The sequence below is a fragment of the Bacillus sp. S10(2024) genome (assembly GCF_050473865.1).
Classification (GTDB): Bacteria; Bacillota; Bacilli; order Bacillales; family Bacillaceae_G; genus Bacillus_A.
On record NZ_JBFLUR010000002.1, the window covers coordinates 4,560,842 to 4,579,155 of the forward strand.

The following is an 18,314-nucleotide window of genomic DNA, read 5'->3' on the forward strand; positions in this document are numbered from 1 at the left end:
ATGCTTTTATTTTTAACGGCAATTATTTTTTTATTACTTGGTGTAATTTACTTTCAATATCGCATGGGAAAAAATCGAAGTGCGAATTTACGTTATACATATGAAAAACTGCAGATGATTCTAGAAAAGCAAACGAGTGAAAATTTATTAGTTGTGACAGATGATAACGAACTGAAGTCATTATTAGTGGCGATTAATTATTTGTTAGATGAAAAGAAAAAAACAATTGCGAAGCATTCAAAACTGGAAATCTCCATGAGAAAGATGCTTTCTAACATTTCGCATGACTTAAAGACGCCGCTTACTGTTATTCTCGGTTATGTGGAAATTTTAAATGTAGATAAAACGATAAATGAAGAAGATCGGAAGGTATTACTAGAAAAAGTTCATACGAAAACGTTAGAAGTGCTAGATCTTATACATAAATTTTTCGACCTTGCCAAACTAGAATCAGGCGATAAAGATATTGAAATGACACGGGTTTATATGAATGAAATTTGTCAGGAACATATGCTGTCATTTTATGATTTATTAACAACGCAAGGATTTGACGTTCATATCGATATACCTGAAACACCGATATATGCACACGGGAATACAGAAGTGCTCGGAAGAATTATGAATAACTTAATTTCAAACGCAATTGCTTACGGGGGAGACGGAAAAACATTAGGGATTACACTGCGAAGTGATGAGCAGTTTGTGTACGTGGACATATGGGATAAAGGAAAAGGAATCTCTGAATCGCATATCGATAAAGTGTTTGAAAGGATGTACACATTAGAAGATTCAAGAAATCGCTTGTATCAAGGAAGTGGACTTGGATTGACGATTACGAAGCGTCTTGTAGAAGCATTAGGAGGAGAAATTCATCTATCTAGTACGCCTTATGAAAAAACAGTATTTACGGTTATGTTAAGAAGAATCAATTATTAGCTTGTAGAAAGAGCAATTCTACAAGCTTTTTTAACTTAAGAAATTTGTAAGGATTAGGTAAGAAAAAAGAGAATTTCATTTCTTATTATATAAATATAGAACGGGAGCGAAAGGGGAATGGAAAATGACGTACGTATTGAGAACGAATCAATTAACGAAAGTGTTTGACGGTAAAGAAGTTATTTCTAACGTAAATATGCATGTGAAACAAGGTGAAATATATGGATTTTTAGGACCAAACGGTGCTGGTAAAACAACAATTATGAAAATGATCACGAATTTAATTAAGCCGACGAGCGGTGAGATTGAGATTTTCGGTGAGAAATTAACGAATACTTCATATGAAGTATTAAAACGAATGGGGACAATTATTGAATATCCAATTTTTTATGAAAAACTAACAGCTAAAGAGAATTTGAATTTACACTGCGAATATATGGGGTTCTATGACAAGAAAGCAATTGATAGGGCGTTAGACCTTGTGAATTTACACAATGTTGATGATAAGCAAGTAAAAGATTTTTCACTTGGGATGAAGCAGCGACTAGGGATTGCAAGGGCAATTACAACAAAACCAGAGTTGTTAATTTTAGATGAACCGATTAACGGTTTAGATCCAATCGGCATTAAAGAGTTACGAGAATTATTTAAACTGCTTTGTAAAGAATATGGAATTACGTTATTAGTGTCTAGCCACATTTTAGGTGAAATGGAGCAAATGGCAGATACAATTGGTGTCATTCAAAATGGAAAGCTAATAAAAGAAGTTTCCATGAAAAGTATTAATGGTCAACAAACGGAGTATATTGAAGTCACTGTTCAAGATGTGAAACAAGCAGCTTATCTGTTAGAAAATAGACTACACCTAACAAATTATAAAATTATGGGTGAAAATATAATTCGCATTTACGATATGTCAGCAACGCAGCAAGCCATTTCAAAAACATTGATTATGAATGATATAGAAATTGAGAGTATTAATAAAAAGAATAGTTCATTGGAAGAGTACTTCTTAAATCTTATGAATGGAGAGGGAATCCATGCTTAATTTAATAAGATTAGAACTTGTTAAATTTAAATTATGGCCAGTCATTAAAGGAGCCTTCATAGCGCTTCTTGTTATGCTAGGGTTCGTTACATTAATTATGCTTGATGGGGAATTTAAAAGTTACGATGATGCTTTTCGGTTTATTGATATTTTTGTGAAGGCAACATTTATGATATTTGGAGCAAGTTTAATTGCTAAATTTATTATTCAAGAATTTAAAGAAAAGACAATGACAGTCATGTTTATGTATCCGATTAATCGTAAAAAAATGATGATTGCAAAATTGTTCATAATTATGATCTTTACATTTCTTTCGATTGTTATTTGTGACATTGTAATTTTTAGTTTCTTTTATGGATTAAATGTATATTATTCAGTCATAACAGAGCCGTTAACGATGACAATTCTTTTGCCAAATGCATCAAAATTATTAATGAATGCCATCGCGGCAACTGGAATTAGCTTAATTCCCTTATATTTTGGTATGAAAAAGTATTCAGTGCGGACAACGATTGTATCGGCGGTTATTATTATGTCCCTGCTAACATCAAGCTTATCTGGTCATTATTCCTTATATGATATTATTTTGGTCCCTATTACATTAGCTTGTGTTGGACTATTGATTGCCTATATGACCGTAAGAAAAATAGAGCAAGTGGATCTGTATAAATAAATTAGACAAACTAGGAGGAGAGGCCATTATGCTACACCTCATGAAGCTAGAAATGAAAAAGTTTAAATTTGGTTGGTATGTAAAAGGGGCAGTGCTTGCTAACGTCATTATTACGGCTTTGTTCATTTCCATGAACTATATACAGGAAGTAGAAAAAGATGTCATTATGACGAATGCTGAGGATGCTTTTTTATTGATAGGGACAATGGTAAGGGCGACGTTTATTGTGTTTGCTGCAGTATTACTTTCGCAATTAGTGATTGAAGAATATAAAAATAAGACAATCATGCTTATGTTCTCTTATCCGGTCAAGCGGAAGAAACTCTTTACTAGTAAATTAGCCATTATAGCGATACTGACATTTATAACAATTTGGTTATCTAACATAATCGTTACAGGTGCTGTCTTTGTTTTACATGGATATTTTTCGTTCATATCATACTCGATCACATTTACGGACTGGATGCAGCAAGCAATCACAATGATTCCCTTTGCAGTTGCTGCTGCAGGTACAAGTTTAATTCCGCTATATTTCGGAATGCGTAAATATTCTGTTCCAATCACAATTGTATCATCATTGCTTGTTGTTTCATTCGCTTGTTCTAATAATCCAGGGTTCTCGGTGGCCGTGATGATTCCCATTCAGTTTGTCCTTGCAGCTGTTGGGATGATGATTGCCTACTTAGCAATTCGAGACATTGAGAAAAAGGATGCGATTTAGAAAGGTATAAAAGGGCGAGAGCATTTGGCCGCGTATAGAAGCGGTCAGGGCCTTTTTATGCCACATGTGAGATTTAAAACAAAGGGAGAAAGCAAGCTGCGATTATGTTGTATTTTGCATAGCAAAGACTTATATGTCGAAGATCTATTTAGGGAGGAACGATTATGGATTTACTTGTACTTAATTTAGTAGGTGGGCTTATAGCGCTTTTAATAGGGGGAGTTTTGTATTACAGAAATCCAGGGCAGAAGTTTTATCTACTTATAGTGGGGATAGGGATGGCAAGTATAGTTATAACTGGAATTAGAATGCTTTTAAAATAGGTGATGATTCAGAACGATTGCAAGAAAAACGTACTCACCTGAGTCTAATAGAATATCGAACACAGGTGAGTGCGTACCATATGGCTATTTTGTCTACTTAATAGGAAACATTAGTTTTTTATTTTCATAAACTCCAACAAATCGTCAAAAACTTCTTGTTGATTCTGCCATAGTTCAGGTAAGTTATCTAAGGGGAAAAATTTTAGCTGTAAGCTTTCTTCGTTATCAGTATGTAATGTTCCGTGAAAATCCTTGCAAATATAAGTCAATTTCACTAAGGCAACTTGATCACCGTTAGCAAGTGTTCTTTCGTATTTCTTTCCAGAATACACATTAAAGAATGCAAGCTTACCTAATTTTAAACCAGTCTCTTCAAACACTTCTCTCCTTGCTGTATCTTCAACTGTCTCGCCAAATTCCATAAATCCGCCAGGCTGTCCCCACTTGCCGTTATCAGATCGTAATTGCAGAAGTACTTCGTTTTTTTCATTCAAGACAAAACAACCTGCGACCACCATAATTACTTTTTCGTGTCCAACCATATTTCGTAGATAGCTTATATAATCCATACGTTTCAGCTCCAATATTCATTTATATTCATTATAAGTGATTTCAGGGAAATTTGTTTTGTTCTCATAGAATGAAAATGAGGTTCCTCCAAAAAAAGGAACCTCATTTTCATTTAGTAAGCAAATATTATCTCTTTGGCTCTTCCATTCCAGCTGCAGCCCACTCTTCTTTTGCTGGACCGTAAATGCCAGGAACTTTCAATCCTGCTTGACGCATAAGGACTGTCATTTGTCCGCGGTGATGGTTTTGGTGATTGATGATCGTCATAAGAAAGATTGAATTGGGCATTTGCTGTCCGAAGAAGTCATTTAAAATAGCTAAGTCTTTGTCTGTCCATTGTGTTTGAATTGCTTCAACAAATGCACTAGCAGTTTGACGATAGCTGTCTGCAATAAACTGAGCTGAAGTTGGAACAGGGAAGTCATTCGCCGGTGCGTCAAACTGGAGTCCTGTACGTGATGCGATAACAGAAATAGTGGTAACAATGTGCCATGCAATGCGTCCTAACGTCCAGTTGTCTGGTGTAACTTCTTGTGTCAGTGACTCATCAGTTAGCATATCTAATACTCTTTGTGTTGAATCTGCTTCGTATTTCCATGCTTTTAAAAAACCTTCTACAGTTTGGAACATAGAAAAAACCTCCTATGATTAGATTCAAATGGTAAATTCGTGAAAGTTTTGTCGTTTCCTTCTAGTATTTTAATTTACAAGAGATTTTGTTTTAGTAGATGGATTTATTGTTGAAGAAGGCTCTTACGAAGAATTAAACAGAAAATCGCAGTCTTATGCTCATGTGCTGGAGAATATTTGTAGGGTGGTAATAGGATTGCAATAGTCTGAATATTATGATTGTAACGAGGCAATCCCTATACTATAATGAAAATAAGCAACATGAATACACATTCATTTATGTTAGAACGGGCGTACCGCAGAGAAGTTATGTTTTTATAATGTAGAGAAGGGGGAGTTAGAAGTGGAAAAACCATGGCTGCAAAATTATCCAAAGGAAATTCCGCACACGATTTCCTTTGATATGAAGCCTCTTCACGTGTATTTGCAGGAAGCTGCTTTACAATATCCGGAAAAGAAAGCGCTTCATTTCCTAGGGAAAGATATTACGTTTGCAGAGCTAGATCGTAAGGTTAGGCAATTTGCCAATTATCTTCAGAGGCTTGGGTTAGAAAAAGGGGACCGAGTTGCGATTATGCTGCCAAACTGTCCACAAGGTGTTATCGGTTATTACGGAACACTATTAGCTGGCGGTGTTGTCGTGCAAACGAATCCGCTTTATACAGAAAGAGAGCTTGAATATCAACTTCATGATTCAGGTGCGAAATTTATTCTTTGCCTCGATATCGTATTTCCGAAAGTCAGCAATGTGCAGTCTAGAGCGAATGTTGAACATGTCATTGTGACACGTATAGCAGATTATTTACCATTTCCGAAAAATTTATTGTATCCATTTGTACAAAAGAAACAAACGAATCTTGTTGTTCATGTAAAAGAAAGTGAGAATATTCACGTTTGGAAGTCTATTGAACGTGCAGAGGATACAGCGGTAGACGTGCCGTGTGATCCAGAAGAAGATTTAGCACTCCTGCAATATACAGGCGGGACGACTGGATTCCCAAAAGGCGTTATGCTTACGCATAAAAATCTTGTATCTAATACAAGAATGGGAATGCATTGGCTTTATAATTGCCGGGCAGGTGAAGAGGTTATTCTCGGAGTATTGCCGTTTTTTCATGTATATGGGATGACAGCTGTTATGAATCTGTCAATTATGGAAGCGTATAAAATGGTCCTCATTCCAAAATTTGATATTAAAATGGTATTAGAGGCAATAAAAAAACATCGCGTTACATTATTTCCTGGAGCCCCGACTATTTATATTGCACTATTAAACTACCCTGAACTCCACAAATATGATGTTTCTTCTATTAGCGCATGTATTAGCGGATCAGCTGCTCTTCCGGTTGAAGTGCAAGAACAATTTGAACGTGTAACAGGTGGCAAGCTTGTAGAAGGATATGGTTTAACAGAATCGTCTCCAGTTACACATGGTAATTTTTTATGGACAAAGCGAGTGCCCGGAAGTATTGGTGTGCCGTGGCCAAGTACAGATGCGCGTATTCTTTCACTAGAAACAGGTGAACCGCTCTCGGTAGGTGAGGTTGGCGAAATTGCTGTGAAAGGTCCGCAAGTGATGAAAGGTTACTGGAATAAGCCAGAGGAAACAGCGGCGGTATTGAAAGATGGGTGGCTGTATACGGGTGATGTTGGCTATATGGATGAAGACGGATTTTTTTATGTGAAAGATCGGAAGAAAGACATGATAGTGGCAAGTGGGTTTAACGTATATCCGCGTGAAGTAGAAGAAGTATTATATGAACATGAAAAGGTGCAAGAAGTGGTTGTTTTGGGTATGCCTGACCCGTATCGCGGTGAAACGGTAAAAGCGTTCGTTGTTGTGAAAGATGGTGCAACATGTTCAGAAGAAGAATTAAATGCGTTTGCTCGTAAATATTTAGCAGCGTATAAGGTTCCGAAAGTATATGAGTTTCGAAAGGAATTACCGAAAACGACTGTTGGGAAGATTTTGCGTCGTGTGCTAGTTGAGGAAGAGTTGCAAAAGGAAGATGATGAGCAAACGGGCTAATGCCCTTTCTTTTTTTGAGGAAATAGCATTGACAATATTTGAAATAGTCAGTATTATTAAAATGTGAATGAATCATCATTCAGTCATCTTCTTGAAGGGGATAGTACTGTGAAAAAGAATCGACCTAAATATAACCAAATTATTGATGCAGCGGTGATTGTCATCGCAGAAAATGGATACCACCAAGCTCAAGTTTCCAAAATAGCAAAGCAAGCTGGTGTTGCCGATGGAACGATATATTTATATTTCAAAAATAAAGAAGATATATTGATATCTTTATTCCAGGAGAAGATGGGAGAATTTATCGAAACAATTCGGCAAAAAACAGCAGGAATTGAAAGCGCTGTAGAGAAGTTATTTATGTTGGTAGAAACACACTTCTCTTTACTTTCGCAAAATGACCCTCTTGCTATCGTTACGCAACTAGAACTTCGCCAATCTAACCAAGACTTACGCCTCAAAATCAATGAAGTGCTGAAAGGGTACTTGCAAGTCATTGACGAAATTTTAGAAACTGGCATTAGGCAAGGAGAATTTCGTACGGATTTAAATGTCCGCGTGGCAAGACAAATGATTTTCGGAACAGTAGATGAAGTTGTCACCAACTGGGTAATGAGCGATCATAAATATGATTTGGTCGCAATTTCGAAAACGGTGCATGAGCTATTAGTAGCAGCTTGTGGTTACCGCAATTAATGGGGAGGGAGTACATTTGAATTTCCTATCTGTAACGGTGGAGGATTATATAGCAATTGTAAAGATTAATCATCCGCCAGCAAATGCGATGTCTTCACAAGTTATTAGTGAAGTTGGTGAACTACTTGATGCAGTGGAAACGGATGAGAATGTACGCGTTGTACTTGTTCATGGAGAAGGCCGATTTTTCTCAGCGGGAGCGGATATTAAGGAGTTCACTGCTGTTGAAGAAGCAAAAGAGGCAACGAAATTATCGCAACATGGACAAGTGATCTTTGAACGCGTTGAAAAATTCTCAAAGCCAATTATTGCGGCAATTCATGGCGCAGCGCTTGGCGGGGGATTAGAACTTGCGATGTCTTGCCATATGCGCTTTGTAAGTGAGACTGCAAAAATTGGTTTACCGGAGCTAACGCTAGGATTGATTCCAGGATTTGCGGGGACGCAGCGTTTACCGCGTTATGTTGGAAAAGCGAAAGCTTGTGAAATGATGTTAACAAGCGATCCGATTTCAGGTGTGGAAGCAGCTGAGATTGGGCTTGCAAACCGAGCATTTCCTGAGGAAGTATTGTTAGAAGAGACGTTAAAAGTAGCGAAAAAGATTGCTGGAAAAAGCACAGCATCTGTCCGTGCTGTATTAGAACTGCTGCAAACTACGAAGTCTTCTCATTACTATGAAGGTGTACAACGTGAGGCACAAATATTTGGTGAAGTGTTCACAAGCGAAGATGGAAGAGAAGGTGTAGCGGCGTTCCTAGAAAAACGTAAACCTTCTTTTAGCGGCAAGTAGTTCTCTATTTTTTTAATATAAATTAACAGAATATTAGGATTAACCAAATTTTCCTTTAAAAAACAAGGGGGTAAATAGAATGAACATCTACGTACTCATGAAACGAACATTTGATACAGAAGAAAAAATCGCAATTAAAAACGGTGCAATTTACGATGGCGAAGCGGAATTCATCATCAACCCTTACGATGAATATGCGATTGAAGAAGCAATTCAAGTAAGAGATGCACAAGGTGGTGAAGTGACAGTCGTTACTGTTGGCGGTGAAGATAGTGAAAAAGAACTTCGCACGGCACTTGCGATGGGCTGCGATAAAGCGGTATTGATCAACATTGAAGATGATGTTGAAAATGGCGATCAATATACAACAGCAAAAGTGCTTGTTGAGTACTTAAAAGAGAAGGATGTTGACTTAATTTTAGCTGGTAACGTAGCGATTGACGGTGCATCTGGACAAGTTGGACCACGTGTAGCGGAAGCGCTGAATATCCCATATGTAACAACAATTACAAAGCTTGAAATTGACGGTACAAACGTAAAAATCGAGCGTGATGTAGAAGGGGATACAGAAGTCATCGAAACATCTTTACCTCTTTTAGCAACAGCGCAGCAAGGTTTAAATGAACCGCGTTATCCATCGCTTCCAGGTATTATGAAAGCGAAGAAAAAGCCGCTAGAAACGTTAGAATTAGATGACTTAGATTTAGATGAAGATGATGTAGAAGCGAAAACAAAAACAATTGAAATCTATTTACCTCCTAAGAAAGATGCTGGAAAAGTGTTACAAGGCGAACTGCAAGATCAAGTAAAAGAACTTGTATCGCTATTGCATACAGAAGCGAAAGTAGTTTAAAAAATACTAGGATATCCAGGAGGGAAAACATATGGCTCGTAAAGTATTAGTAATGGGAGAAGTTCGTGACGGTTCTTTACGTAACGTTTCATTTGAGGCAGTAGCAGCCGCAAAAACAATTGCAGAAGGCGGAGAAGTTGTCAGTCTTTTACTAGGTGAAAGCGTCGCTTCATTCGCACAAGAACTTATTTCTTACGGTGCAGATCGCGTTGTGACAGTTGAAAGCGAGAAATTAGCTTCGTATACTTCTGATGGATATGCGCAAGCATTTCTAGCAGTGTATGAAGAAGAAAAGCCAGAAGGAATTGTGTTTGGACATACAGCATTAGGAAAAGATTTATCACCAAAACTTGCAGCGAAATTAGAGGCAGGTCTTGTTTCTGACGTGACAGCGTTAGAAGTGGCTGGTGGTAATGTTGTGTTCACACGTCCAATTTATTCTGGTAAAGCATTTGAGAAGAAGATTGTAACAGATGGTGTATTATTTGCGACAATTCGTCCAAATAATATTGCACCACTTGAAAAAGATGAAGCGCGTACAGGCGATGTTTCTTCTATGACAGTCGATGTAAAAGATTTACGTACAATCATTAAAGATGTTGTTCGTAAAACAGCAGAAGGTGTCGATCTTTCTGAAGCAAAAGTAATTATTGCTGGCGGACGCGGCGTGAAAAGTGAAGATGGTTTCAAGCCGTTAAAAGAACTAGCAGATGTGCTTGGTGGAGCAGTTGGTGCGTCTCGTGGAGCTTGTGATGCAGAGTACTGCGATTATTCACTGCAAATTGGGCAAACGGGTAAAGTTGTAACGCCTGATTTATATATTGCATGTGGTATTTCTGGTGCGATTCAACATTTAGCTGGTATGTCTAACTCAAAGATTATTGTAGCAATTAACAAAGATCCAGAAGCGAATATTTTTAAAGTAGCTGACTATGGCATCGTTGGTGACCTATTTGAAGTATTACCGCTTCTAACAGAAGAATTTAAAAAGTTAAAAGTACATTCTTAAGTTGCGCATAATGAGTTTCTAGTAAGTAATTACCCCTATAAAAATAAAGAAAAGCGAGAGGTCCCCTGCTTCTCGCTTCTTCGTTTGAATGAATTTTTGCTAGTATAAAGGTTGAGTTATTTGTTAAAATATTTAACGATACATATTATTCGCCACGTATATAAGATAATGATATACTTTGGTTAAAGGTTCATAAAGGAGGAAATAAAATGGCAATTGTAAACGCAACTGACCAAACTTTCGCAGCTGAAGCAAGCGAAGGTGTTGTATTAGTAGATTTTTGGGCACCTTGGTGTGGCCCTTGTAAAATGATTGCTCCTGTATTAGAAGAAATTGATGCAGAATTAGGCGATAAAGTAAAAGTAGTAAAAGTAGATGTGGATGAAAATCAAGAAACAGCTCGTAAATTCGAAGTAATGAGCATCCCAGCTCTTTTCGTATTAAAAGATGGTCAAGTGGTTGATCAAGCATTAGGTTACAAACCGAAAGAAGCGTTGGCTGAATTAGTATCTAAACACTTCTAATCCGAGGAAAAGCTGCCAAGTGGCAGCTTTTTTCTTATGCGAAAAAATATGGAAATGTGTATAATGTTTTCAATTTTGACTGCTTTCTATTACAATAAAAGAACGTATGTTGGGAAAGGGGTTGTTGTATTTCTCTAAGAGAAATACGAATGATAAACATGAAAGGAATGGAGGAATACGAGTGCACGAGCATTTAAAAGAAAAGTTAGCGATTTTACCGGACCAACCGGGCTGTTATTTAATGAAAGATAAGCAAGGAACAGTTATCTATGTCGGGAAGGCCAAGGTGTTAAAAAATCGTGTGCGCTCGTATTTTACTGGTTCACATGATGGAAAAACACTTCGGCTTGTAGGAGAAATTGTTGATTTTGAATATATTGTCACCTCCTCGAATCTGGAGGCTCTTATTTTAGAATTAAATTTAATTAAAAAATATGATCCAAAGTATAATATCCAATTAAAAGATGATAAAACATACCCATTTATTAAAATTACAGCTGAAAAAGAGCCGCGTTTGCTTATTACGAGAAATATAAAAAAGGATAAAGGGAAATATTTTGGTCCATATCCAAATTCGCAGTCAGCCCATGAAACGAAAAAACTGTTAGATCGTATGTATCCGCTTCGGAAATGTACAAATATACCAGATAAAGTTTGTTTATATTATCATATGGGACAATGCTTAGCGCCTTGTGTACAAGAGGTAACAGATGAACAAAATAAAGAAATTGTTGATGGAATTATTAAGTTTTTAAATGGTGGACATAAAGAAATTCGTTCGGAATTGGAAGCAAAAATGTTTGAAGCATCAGAGAAATTAGAGTTTGAACGAGCGAAAGAATTGCGTGATCAAATTGCTCATATGGATGCAATTATGGAAAAACAAAAAATGATTATGAACGACTTAGTCGACCGGGATGTATTTGGTTATGCGGTTGATAAAGGATGGATGTGCGTGCAAGTATTTTTCGTTCGAAAAGGAAAGTTAATTGAACGGGATGTTTCGATGTTTCCGATTTATGATGATCCAGAAGAAGGATTTCTAACGTTCATTGGGCAATTTTATGAACAAAATAATCACGTTAAACCGAAAGAACTTGTCGTACCAAGCAGCATTGATCATGAATTGATTGGGAAATTTTTAGATGTAGAAGCAACGCAGCCAAAACGGGGCAAGAAAAAAGAACTTGTCGACTTAGCGAGTAAGAATGCGAAAATTGCACTACAGGAAAAATTTTATTTAATTGAACGCGACGAAGAACGCTCCATTAAGGCGGTAGAAAACTTAGGCGAACAGTTAGGGATTGAAACGCCGCATAGAATTGAAGCATTTGATAATTCTAACATTCAAGGGACAAATCCAGTTTCTGCGATGATTGTTTTTATTGATGGAAAACCTGCCAAGAAAGAGTATCGTAAATATAAAATTAAAACGGTGCAAGGACCTGATGATTATGAATCGATGCGTGAAGTTGTGCGCCGCCGTTATACACGTGTTTTAAAAGAAAGTTTACCGCTTCCAGATTTAATTGTAATTGACGGGGGAAAAGGTCATCTTGCTGCGGTATGCGATGTGTTAGAAAATGAACTCGGGCTTTCTATTCCAACAGCAGGGCTTGTGAAAGATGATAAACATCGCACGTCACATTTAATAATCGGTGAACCACCGGAACCTGTTTTACTAGAGCGTAACAGTCAAGAGTTTTACCTACTGCAGCGTATTCAAGACGAAGTGCACCGCTTTGCGATTACATTTCATCGTCAAATTCATGGGAAATCTGTCATTCAATCGGCATTGGATGATATACCAGGGATCGGGGAAAAACGAAAGAAAGCACTTTTAAAACATTTTGGCTCTCTTAAGAAAATGAAAGAAGCATCTGTTTCAGATATTATAGAAGCTGGAATGCCGCAAAAAATAGCCGAAACCATTCATACGTATTTAACAGGGAAGACATTGTAAGCGGCAATGTCTTCTTTTTTTGTAATCCAAGAATGTCACAAATAAAAAAAGTGATTGTTTATATTATAGAGAAAGCAAAACTTCCATCGCTTACAAATAGAGGAATAAAAAAAGTCAACTAGACAAAGTCATGTCTAGTTGACTTCTAAATGTGCATTATACTTCGACAGGATCTTTTACATCCCATTGCACAAGAAATGTAACAGAGTTAGAGCGCTTTTTCTGTTCTTCGTAAGATTCAGCAATCACACTGCGCTGCTTTTGAATTTGCTCAGCAATAAAACCAGCTTCTAATTGGTAAGAAGAGTGTTTTTTTTGTTGCTCACGCTCTTCAATAAGAGCACCTGTTAGTTTAAATTGCATTTCACGACGTTTATGTTCAATGATTGTTAAGTCGCCCCAACCAGCTATTGCGAAAAATTGGATCATTTCATCGATTGTTTCTAACGGATATTTTCGTGCTAAGTTTCTGCCGGCCCAATATAAAATGGCATCCAATTCTTTCCCTATTAAATCAGGGAGTAATTCTTCACGAAGCAATTCATAGGCAAACGCATTGATTGAAATATTTTGTAAAGATTCGCACTCAATTTTTTTTGTACTCACAATATTCCCCACTTTCTATACTGCCAATATTATATACCATTTTATATATATAAACACAGCTATTTCTTTGGAAAAAATCTGATGTAGAGAGCGGAAAAAAGAATATGAAAATTATATGAAGATTATGTATACGTTTTCTTGACGCTTCGACAAAAATAGGAGTAAAATGAATTTGTTATCAAATTATGCTGAAATATTTCGAATAATTTTTTCAGTTTTTCTTATAACAATAGTGGGAAGATGCTATTGTTATAAAGTAAAGTGACAAACAGTAGTCAAACATTCGAGGGGGGTAATGGGGACATGAAAGGCCGCGAGTATACGTTTCGCAAGTGGCATTCGTTAATGGGTGTCATTCCGATTGGTGTCTTTATGACGCAACACTTAGTAGTAAACAACTTTGCAACAAGAGGGGCAGAAGCTTTCAATAGTGCTGCTCATTTTATGGAAATGCTTCCATTTCGGTACGCATTGGAAATCTTCGTGATTTTCTTACCAATCTTGTATCATGCTATATACGGTTTGTATATCGCATTTACAGCAAAGAACAATGCAACATCTTACAGCTATTTCCGCAACTGGATGTTCGTTCTGCAACGATTCACAGGGGTATTTACCCTAATCTTCTTAGCTTGGCACATTTGGGAAACCCGTATTCAAGCTGCGTTGGGACAAACGGTAAACTATGATATGATGGCAAATCTTTTAAGCAATCCATTTATGTTTGGTTTCTATTTAATTGGGGTTGTATCAGCTATTTTCCACTTTGCAAATGGATTATGGACATTCTGTATTAGCTGGGGTATCACAGTATCACCACGTTCACAGCGTATTTCTACGTATGTAACATTAGCAATTTTCTTAGCATTATCATACGTAGGAGTGAGCGCATTATTTGCGTTCATTAATCCGAATCTAGCAAACTTGTAAGGAGTGGGAGAGCATGAAAGGGAAACTTATCGTAGTTGGCGGTGGATTAGCCGGCTTAATGGCAACGATTAAAGCAGCGGAAGCAGGCGTGAACGTAGAACTATTCTCTTTAGTACCAGTGAAACGTTCTCACTCTGTATGCGCGCAAGGCGGTATTAACGGTGCTGTAAATACAAAAGGTGAAGGGGATTCTCCATGGATCCACTTTGACGATACAATTTATGGAGGAGATTTCTTAGCGAACCAACCTCCTGTAAAAGCAATGTGCGATGCAGCACCTGGTATTATTCACTTAATGGATCGCATGGGTGTTATGTTTAACCGTACGGAAGAAGGTTTACTAGACTTCCGCCGCTTCGGTGGAACGCAGCATCACCGCACAGCATTCGCTGGTGCAACAACAGGACAGCAATTATTATATGCGTTAGATGAGCAAGTACGTCGTCATGAAGTAGCAGGTCTTGTTACGAAATATGAGGGCTGGGATTTCTTGCGCGCTGTTGTAGATGACGAAGGTGTATGCCGCGGAATCGTAGCACAAGATTTACAATCTATGGAGATTAAAAGTTTTCCAGCTGATGCCGTAATTATGGCAACAGGGGGCCCTGGTATCATCTTTGGAAAATCTACTAACTCTATTATTAATACAGGTACGGCAGCATCTGCTGTATATCAACAAGGTGCATATTATGCAAACGGTGAGTTCATCCAAATCCACCCAACAGCAATTCCAGGCGATGATAAATTACGCCTTATGAGTGAATCTGCACGTGGTGAAGGCGGTCGTGTTTGGACGTATAAAGACGGAAAACCATGGTATTTCCTTGAAGAGAAATATCCTGCATATGGAAACCTTGTACCTCGTGATATTGCAACGCGTGAAATTTTCGATGTGTGCGTTGAGCAAAAGCTTGGTATTAACGGCGAAAACATGGTATATCTTGACCTTTCTCATAAAGATCCGAAGGAGCTTGATATTAAGCTTGGTGGAATCATTGAAATCTATGAAAAATTCATGGGTGACGATCCACGTAAAGTACCGATGAAAATCTTCCCAGCGGTTCACTACTCAATGGGTGGACTATGGGTTGACTATAAGCAAATGACAAATATTCCAGGATTATTCGCAGCAGGTGAGTGTGATTACTCTATGCACGGTGGTAACCGACTAGGTGCTAACTCATTATTATCAGCGATTTACGGTGGTATGGTAGCGGGACCAAATGCAATTGAGTATATGAAAGGTCTTTCAAAATCATCAGATGCTGTTTCATCTGCTTTATATGAGCAAAATGAATTAATCGAAACTGAGAAGTTCAACGATATTTTAACGTTAGATGGTAATGAAAATGCATATGTTCTTCATAAAGAGCTTGGAGAATGGATGACAGATAACGTAACCGTCGTTCGTGAAAATAAAAAATTATTAGAAACAGATGCAAAAATCGTAGAGTTAATCGAGCGTTATAAACGTATTAACATTAACGATACAGCGAAGTGGAGCAACCAAGGTGCTTCGTTTACACGTCAACTGGCAAATATGCTTGAATTAGCTCGTGTTATTACAATTGGTGCATATAACCGTAATGAAAGTCGCGGTGCACATTATAAACCAGAATTCCCAGATCGTGATGATGAGAACTTCTTAAAAACTACAATGGCGAAGTTTGAGGGAGCAGGAAATGCACCAGCATTCCATTACGAAGAGGTTGATATTTCATTAATCCAACCACGTAAGCGCGATTATTCTTCAAAACATGAAGTAGCTGCTAAGGGAGAAGAGAAGGGGGATAAGCAACATGTCTGAGAAAACAATCCGCCTTATTATTACAAGACAAGATGGCCCAAACTCACAGGAGTATGATCAAGAATTTGAAATTCCATATCGCCCAAATATGAATATTATTTCGGCATTAATGGAAATTCGTCGTAATCCTGTTGATACGAAAGGAAATAAGACAACACCTATCGCTTGGGATATGAACTGTTTAGAAGAAGTGTGCGGTGCATGTTCGATGGTAATCAACGGAAAACCACGTCAATCATGTACAGCGCTTATTGATAAACTAGAGCAACCAATTCGCTTAAAACCGATGAAAACATTCCCGGTTATTCGTGACCTGCAAGTAGACCGTAGTCGTATGTTTAACGCGTTAAAACGTGTAAAAGCATGGATTCCAATTGATGGTACGTATGACTTAGGTCCAGGGCCGAGAATGCCAGAGAAGAAGCGTCAGTGGGCATATGAGTTATCAAAATGCATGACTTGCGGTGTATGTTTAGAATCATGTCCAAACGTAAACAGCAAATCTGATTTTATCGGTCCAGCACCGCTTTCACAAGCACGTTTATTTAATGCACATCCAACGGGTGAGATGCATAAAGCAGATCGTTTACGTGCAATCATGGGCGATGGGGGACTTGCAAACTGCGGTAACTCACAAAACTGTGTACAATCTTGTCCAAAAGGAATTCCATTAACGACATCGATTGCTGCATTAAACCGTGATACAACGATTCAATCCTTTAAAGATTTCTTTGGTAGTGACAATAACTATTAATTTAAATTGCCTCTTCAGTTTGAAGAGGCAATTTTTGTAGTTATATAAATACAAGTCAATCGGGCGTATGCCAGTGCATTTTGATTTTAAAATTCCGAAAAATCAAATAATATTAAAGAGAGTATACAAGAAGGAGATGGATGGTTGTGAAGAAAATTCATTATATTGGAAACTTTGAAGAGTGGGCGAGTGCATTTTCATTTTACATTCCGGTAAAGGTTCGTTTTTGTGAAACAGATATGTTTGGACATATGAATAACGGTGTTGCATTTACTTATTTTGAAGAAGCTCGTATTGAATTTTTTAAAGAACTTGGTTTTATGCAAGAATGGGTGCATGAATCGTCAGAAACGATGGTCGTAGTAGCAGATTTACAATGTAATTTTTTGAAACAGGTGTTCTTTGATGAGAACTTAAAAGTGTATGTGAAAGCAGAACATGTCGGAAACTCATCGTTAGATTTACACTATATGGTGAAGAATGAAGCAGGAGAGATTTGTTTAGTGGGACGCGGGGCGATGGTACAGGCCTCGAAAAAGACAGGAAAAGGAGTACCCTGGTCAGAAGAATGGAAACAAAGGTTATTCGATTAAAAAAATAAGAGAGTGCATAACTCTCTTATTTTTTGTCTTCTTCTGCTTCTTCTAATGTCAGGTGATGCGCATATAAATATGTGGCATACGGATTGCCAACAAAGCGGAGATGCCATGGCTCATAAGCGTATTCTGTAATGTTTGTTTTATCTTGTGGGTAACGGATAATAAATCCAAATTCGTGAGCATGCTCTGCCACCCATTTTCCTTCAGGTGTTTCGCCGAATACAGGTTCCAATTGGAAATCTGCTGAATTAGAGCTAATATCCATAGCAAGTCCTGTTTGATGCTCGCTTGTTCCTGGAACGGCGCTTAATGCATCAGCAGCTTCTTTACCTTGACGGTTTACATATGTGTTGTGTAATGACTGTTGTCGTTTATAAGAGCGAAATCCAGATATTGCTGTAAGCTCAATTCCTTGTTTTTTTGCTATTTCAAACATTGTTTCTAGAGCATCCGCTGCGGGCTTACGAAGCAATGTTTTTTCTTTATCTTTTGGATTTGAAAACGGAACATTTGGTTTTGTTAAATCATTTGGTGTATAAGAGTCTGGTAGCTTTCTATGCTTGTTGACTAAAACGAGTAACGAATCAGGATTATCAACAAGACTATATTGATCATCTGTTTTTTTGGCGGTCTCACTTGCTTTTGGGAACGGAGGAATTCCCTCTTTTTGGTGTTGTTCAATATGTCTTTTTGTTTCAACTGCTTCTGCTTGCTTGTTTATCAAAGGTTTGGATAGAAAATTTATTAAAGCAATAACAATGAGAATAATAATCGAAATTAAAAGGGTCCTTTTTATAATTCTTTTTTTAATCATGTTTAACCGATATAGTCCTTTCTAAATTGCTTGTACTTG

General features: G+C 37.5%; 20 protein-coding genes. 16 read left to right on the top strand and 4 right to left on the bottom strand.

The window, feature by feature from the left end:
- The 5 genes from AB1280_RS23190 (at window position 1) to AB1280_RS23210 (ending at window position 3,701) form a co-directional block, all read left to right on the top strand.
- Window positions 1-936 carry a HAMP domain-containing histidine kinase gene (locus tag AB1280_RS23190; protein WP_429757146.1) on the top strand — a complete coding sequence of 312 codons (936 nt, stop codon included), beginning with the start codon at window positions 1-3 and terminating at the stop codon, window positions 934-936.
- Window positions 937-1,060: 124 nt separating this feature from the next.
- On the top strand, window positions 1,061-1,984 hold the full coding sequence (locus tag AB1280_RS23195; RefSeq protein ID WP_429757147.1) for an ABC transporter ATP-binding protein: 924 nt from the start codon (window positions 1,061-1,063) through the stop codon (window positions 1,982-1,984).
- On the top strand, window positions 1,977-2,657 hold the full coding sequence (locus AB1280_RS23200) for an ABC transporter permease (RefSeq protein WP_429757148.1): 681 nt from the start codon (window positions 1,977-1,979) through the stop codon (window positions 2,655-2,657). Before AB1280_RS23195 ends, AB1280_RS23200 begins: the two co-directional genes overlap by 8 nt.
- A 28-nt stretch (window positions 2,658-2,685) precedes the next feature.
- A complete protein-coding gene (locus AB1280_RS23205) occupies window positions 2,686-3,378 on the top strand; it encodes an ABC transporter permease (protein WP_429757149.1) in 693 nt (230 codons plus the stop codon).
- Window positions 3,379-3,542: 164 nt separating this feature from the next.
- Complete coding sequence (locus AB1280_RS23210) at window positions 3,543-3,701, top strand: hypothetical protein (protein WP_272186569.1); 159 nt, start codon at window positions 3,543-3,545, stop codon at window positions 3,699-3,701.
- A 110-nt stretch (window positions 3,702-3,811) separates the two neighbouring features.
- On the opposite strand, the gene AB1280_RS23215 is transcribed toward AB1280_RS23210, so the two are convergent.
- Window positions 3,812-4,270 carry an NUDIX hydrolase gene (locus AB1280_RS23215; protein ID WP_429757150.1) on the bottom strand — a complete coding sequence of 153 codons (459 nt, stop codon included), beginning with the start codon at window positions 4,268-4,270 and terminating at the stop codon, window positions 3,812-3,814.
- A 127-nt stretch (window positions 4,271-4,397) separates the two neighbouring features.
- A complete protein-coding gene (locus AB1280_RS23220; RefSeq protein ID WP_429757151.1) occupies window positions 4,398-4,901 on the bottom strand; it encodes a DinB family protein in 504 nt (167 codons plus the stop codon).
- 343 nt (window positions 4,902-5,244) lie between these two features.
- Here AB1280_RS23220 and AB1280_RS23225 point away from each other — a divergent pair, with 343 nt between their 5' ends.
- The 7 genes from AB1280_RS23225 to uvrC all read left to right on the top strand — a co-directional run bounded on the left by AB1280_RS23225 (window position 5,245) and on the right by uvrC (window position 12,765).
- Window positions 5,245-6,930: a long-chain-fatty-acid--CoA ligase gene (locus AB1280_RS23225; RefSeq protein WP_429757152.1), complete on the top strand. Its 1,686-nt coding sequence runs from the start codon at window positions 5,245-5,247 to the stop codon at window positions 6,928-6,930.
- A gap of 108 nt (window positions 6,931-7,038) precedes the next feature.
- Complete coding sequence (locus AB1280_RS23230; RefSeq protein ID WP_429757153.1) at window positions 7,039-7,626, top strand: TetR/AcrR family transcriptional regulator; 588 nt, start codon at window positions 7,039-7,041, stop codon at window positions 7,624-7,626.
- 16 nt (window positions 7,627-7,642) lie between these two features.
- Window positions 7,643-8,416 carry an enoyl-CoA hydratase gene (locus tag AB1280_RS23235; RefSeq protein ID WP_429757154.1) on the top strand — a complete coding sequence of 258 codons (774 nt, stop codon included), beginning with the start codon at window positions 7,643-7,645 and terminating at the stop codon, window positions 8,414-8,416.
- A 79-nt stretch (window positions 8,417-8,495) separates the two neighbouring features.
- Complete coding sequence (etfB, locus tag AB1280_RS23240; RefSeq protein ID WP_272186575.1) at window positions 8,496-9,269, top strand: electron transfer flavoprotein subunit beta; 774 nt, start codon at window positions 8,496-8,498, stop codon at window positions 9,267-9,269.
- 31 nt (window positions 9,270-9,300) lie between these two features.
- Window positions 9,301-10,278, top strand: coding sequence for an electron transfer flavoprotein subunit alpha/FixB family protein (locus AB1280_RS23245; protein WP_272186576.1), 978 nt, complete (start codon window positions 9,301-9,303; stop codon window positions 10,276-10,278).
- 209 nt (window positions 10,279-10,487) lie between these two features.
- On the top strand, window positions 10,488-10,802 hold the full coding sequence (trxA, locus tag AB1280_RS23250) for a thioredoxin (protein ID WP_098914164.1): 315 nt from the start codon (window positions 10,488-10,490) through the stop codon (window positions 10,800-10,802).
- A gap of 181 nt (window positions 10,803-10,983) precedes the next feature.
- On the top strand, window positions 10,984-12,765 hold the full coding sequence (gene uvrC / locus AB1280_RS23255; protein WP_429757155.1) for an excinuclease ABC subunit UvrC: 1,782 nt from the start codon (window positions 10,984-10,986) through the stop codon (window positions 12,763-12,765).
- A gap of 156 nt (window positions 12,766-12,921) precedes the next feature.
- On the opposite strand, the gene AB1280_RS23260 is transcribed toward uvrC, so the two are convergent.
- Window positions 12,922-13,371: a YslB family protein gene (locus tag AB1280_RS23260; RefSeq protein WP_429757156.1), complete on the bottom strand. Its 450-nt coding sequence runs from the start codon at window positions 13,369-13,371 to the stop codon at window positions 12,922-12,924.
- 303 nt (window positions 13,372-13,674) lie between these two features.
- Between AB1280_RS23260 and AB1280_RS23265 the strand changes: the two genes are divergently transcribed.
- The 4 genes from AB1280_RS23265 (at window position 13,675) to AB1280_RS23280 (ending at window position 17,455) form a co-directional block, all read left to right on the top strand.
- Window positions 13,675-14,301, top strand: a complete 627-nt coding sequence (locus AB1280_RS23265) for a succinate dehydrogenase cytochrome b558 subunit (RefSeq protein ID WP_429757157.1) — start codon at window positions 13,675-13,677, stop codon at window positions 14,299-14,301.
- Between the two features lie 13 nt (window positions 14,302-14,314).
- Window positions 14,315-16,108, top strand: coding sequence for a succinate dehydrogenase flavoprotein subunit (gene sdhA, locus AB1280_RS23270; RefSeq protein ID WP_429757158.1), 1,794 nt, complete (start codon window positions 14,315-14,317; stop codon window positions 16,106-16,108).
- Window positions 16,101-16,862, top strand: a complete 762-nt coding sequence (gene sdhB / locus AB1280_RS23275) for a succinate dehydrogenase iron-sulfur subunit (protein ID WP_272186581.1) — start codon at window positions 16,101-16,103, stop codon at window positions 16,860-16,862. Before sdhA ends, sdhB begins: the two co-directional genes overlap by 8 nt.
- Window positions 16,863-17,008: 146 nt before the next feature.
- Window positions 17,009-17,455, top strand: a complete 447-nt coding sequence (locus tag AB1280_RS23280) for an acyl-CoA thioesterase (protein WP_272186582.1) — start codon at window positions 17,009-17,011, stop codon at window positions 17,453-17,455.
- 25 nt (window positions 17,456-17,480) lie between these two features.
- Here the strand turns inward: AB1280_RS23280 and AB1280_RS23285 are convergent, their stop codons facing one another.
- Window positions 17,481-18,275, bottom strand: coding sequence for a M15 family metallopeptidase (locus AB1280_RS23285; RefSeq protein WP_429757159.1), 795 nt, complete (start codon window positions 18,273-18,275; stop codon window positions 17,481-17,483).
- Window positions 18,276-18,314: the final 39 nt, after the last annotated feature.

What these genes read in the sequence shown, in the direction of transcription:
- AB1280_RS23190 (WP_429757146.1), top strand. Translation starts at nt 1, where the DNA reads ATGCTTTTATTTTTAACGGCAATTATTTTTTTATTACTTGGTGTAATT.
- AB1280_RS23195 (WP_429757147.1), top strand. Translation starts at nt 1,061, where the DNA reads ATGACGTACGTATTGAGAACGAATCAATTAACGAAAGTGTTTGACGGT.
- AB1280_RS23200 (WP_429757148.1), top strand. Translation starts at nt 1,977, where the DNA reads ATGCTTAATTTAATAAGATTAGAACTTGTTAAATTTAAATTATGGCCA.
- AB1280_RS23205 (WP_429757149.1), top strand. Translation starts at nt 2,686, where the DNA reads ATGCTACACCTCATGAAGCTAGAAATGAAAAAGTTTAAATTTGGTTGG.
- AB1280_RS23210 (WP_272186569.1), top strand. Translation starts at nt 3,543, where the DNA reads ATGGATTTACTTGTACTTAATTTAGTAGGTGGGCTTATAGCGCTTTTA.
- AB1280_RS23215 (WP_429757150.1), bottom strand. Translation starts at nt 4,270, where the DNA reads ATGGATTATATAAGCTATCTACGAAATATGGTTGGACACGAAAAAGTA.
- AB1280_RS23220 (WP_429757151.1), bottom strand. Translation starts at nt 4,901, where the DNA reads ATGTTCCAAACTGTAGAAGGTTTTTTAAAAGCATGGAAATACGAAGCA.
- etfB (WP_272186575.1), top strand. Translation starts at nt 8,496, where the DNA reads ATGAACATCTACGTACTCATGAAACGAACATTTGATACAGAAGAAAAA.
- AB1280_RS23245 (WP_272186576.1), top strand. Translation starts at nt 9,301, where the DNA reads ATGGCTCGTAAAGTATTAGTAATGGGAGAAGTTCGTGACGGTTCTTTA.
- trxA (WP_098914164.1), top strand. Translation starts at nt 10,488, where the DNA reads ATGGCAATTGTAAACGCAACTGACCAAACTTTCGCAGCTGAAGCAAGC.
- AB1280_RS23265 (WP_429757157.1), top strand. Translation starts at nt 13,675, where the DNA reads ATGAAAGGCCGCGAGTATACGTTTCGCAAGTGGCATTCGTTAATGGGT.
- sdhA (WP_429757158.1), top strand. Translation starts at nt 14,315, where the DNA reads ATGAAAGGGAAACTTATCGTAGTTGGCGGTGGATTAGCCGGCTTAATG.
- sdhB (WP_272186581.1), top strand. Translation starts at nt 16,101, where the DNA reads ATGTCTGAGAAAACAATCCGCCTTATTATTACAAGACAAGATGGCCCA.
- AB1280_RS23285 (WP_429757159.1), bottom strand. Translation starts at nt 18,275, where the DNA reads ATGATTAAAAAAAGAATTATAAAAAGGACCCTTTTAATTTCGATTATT.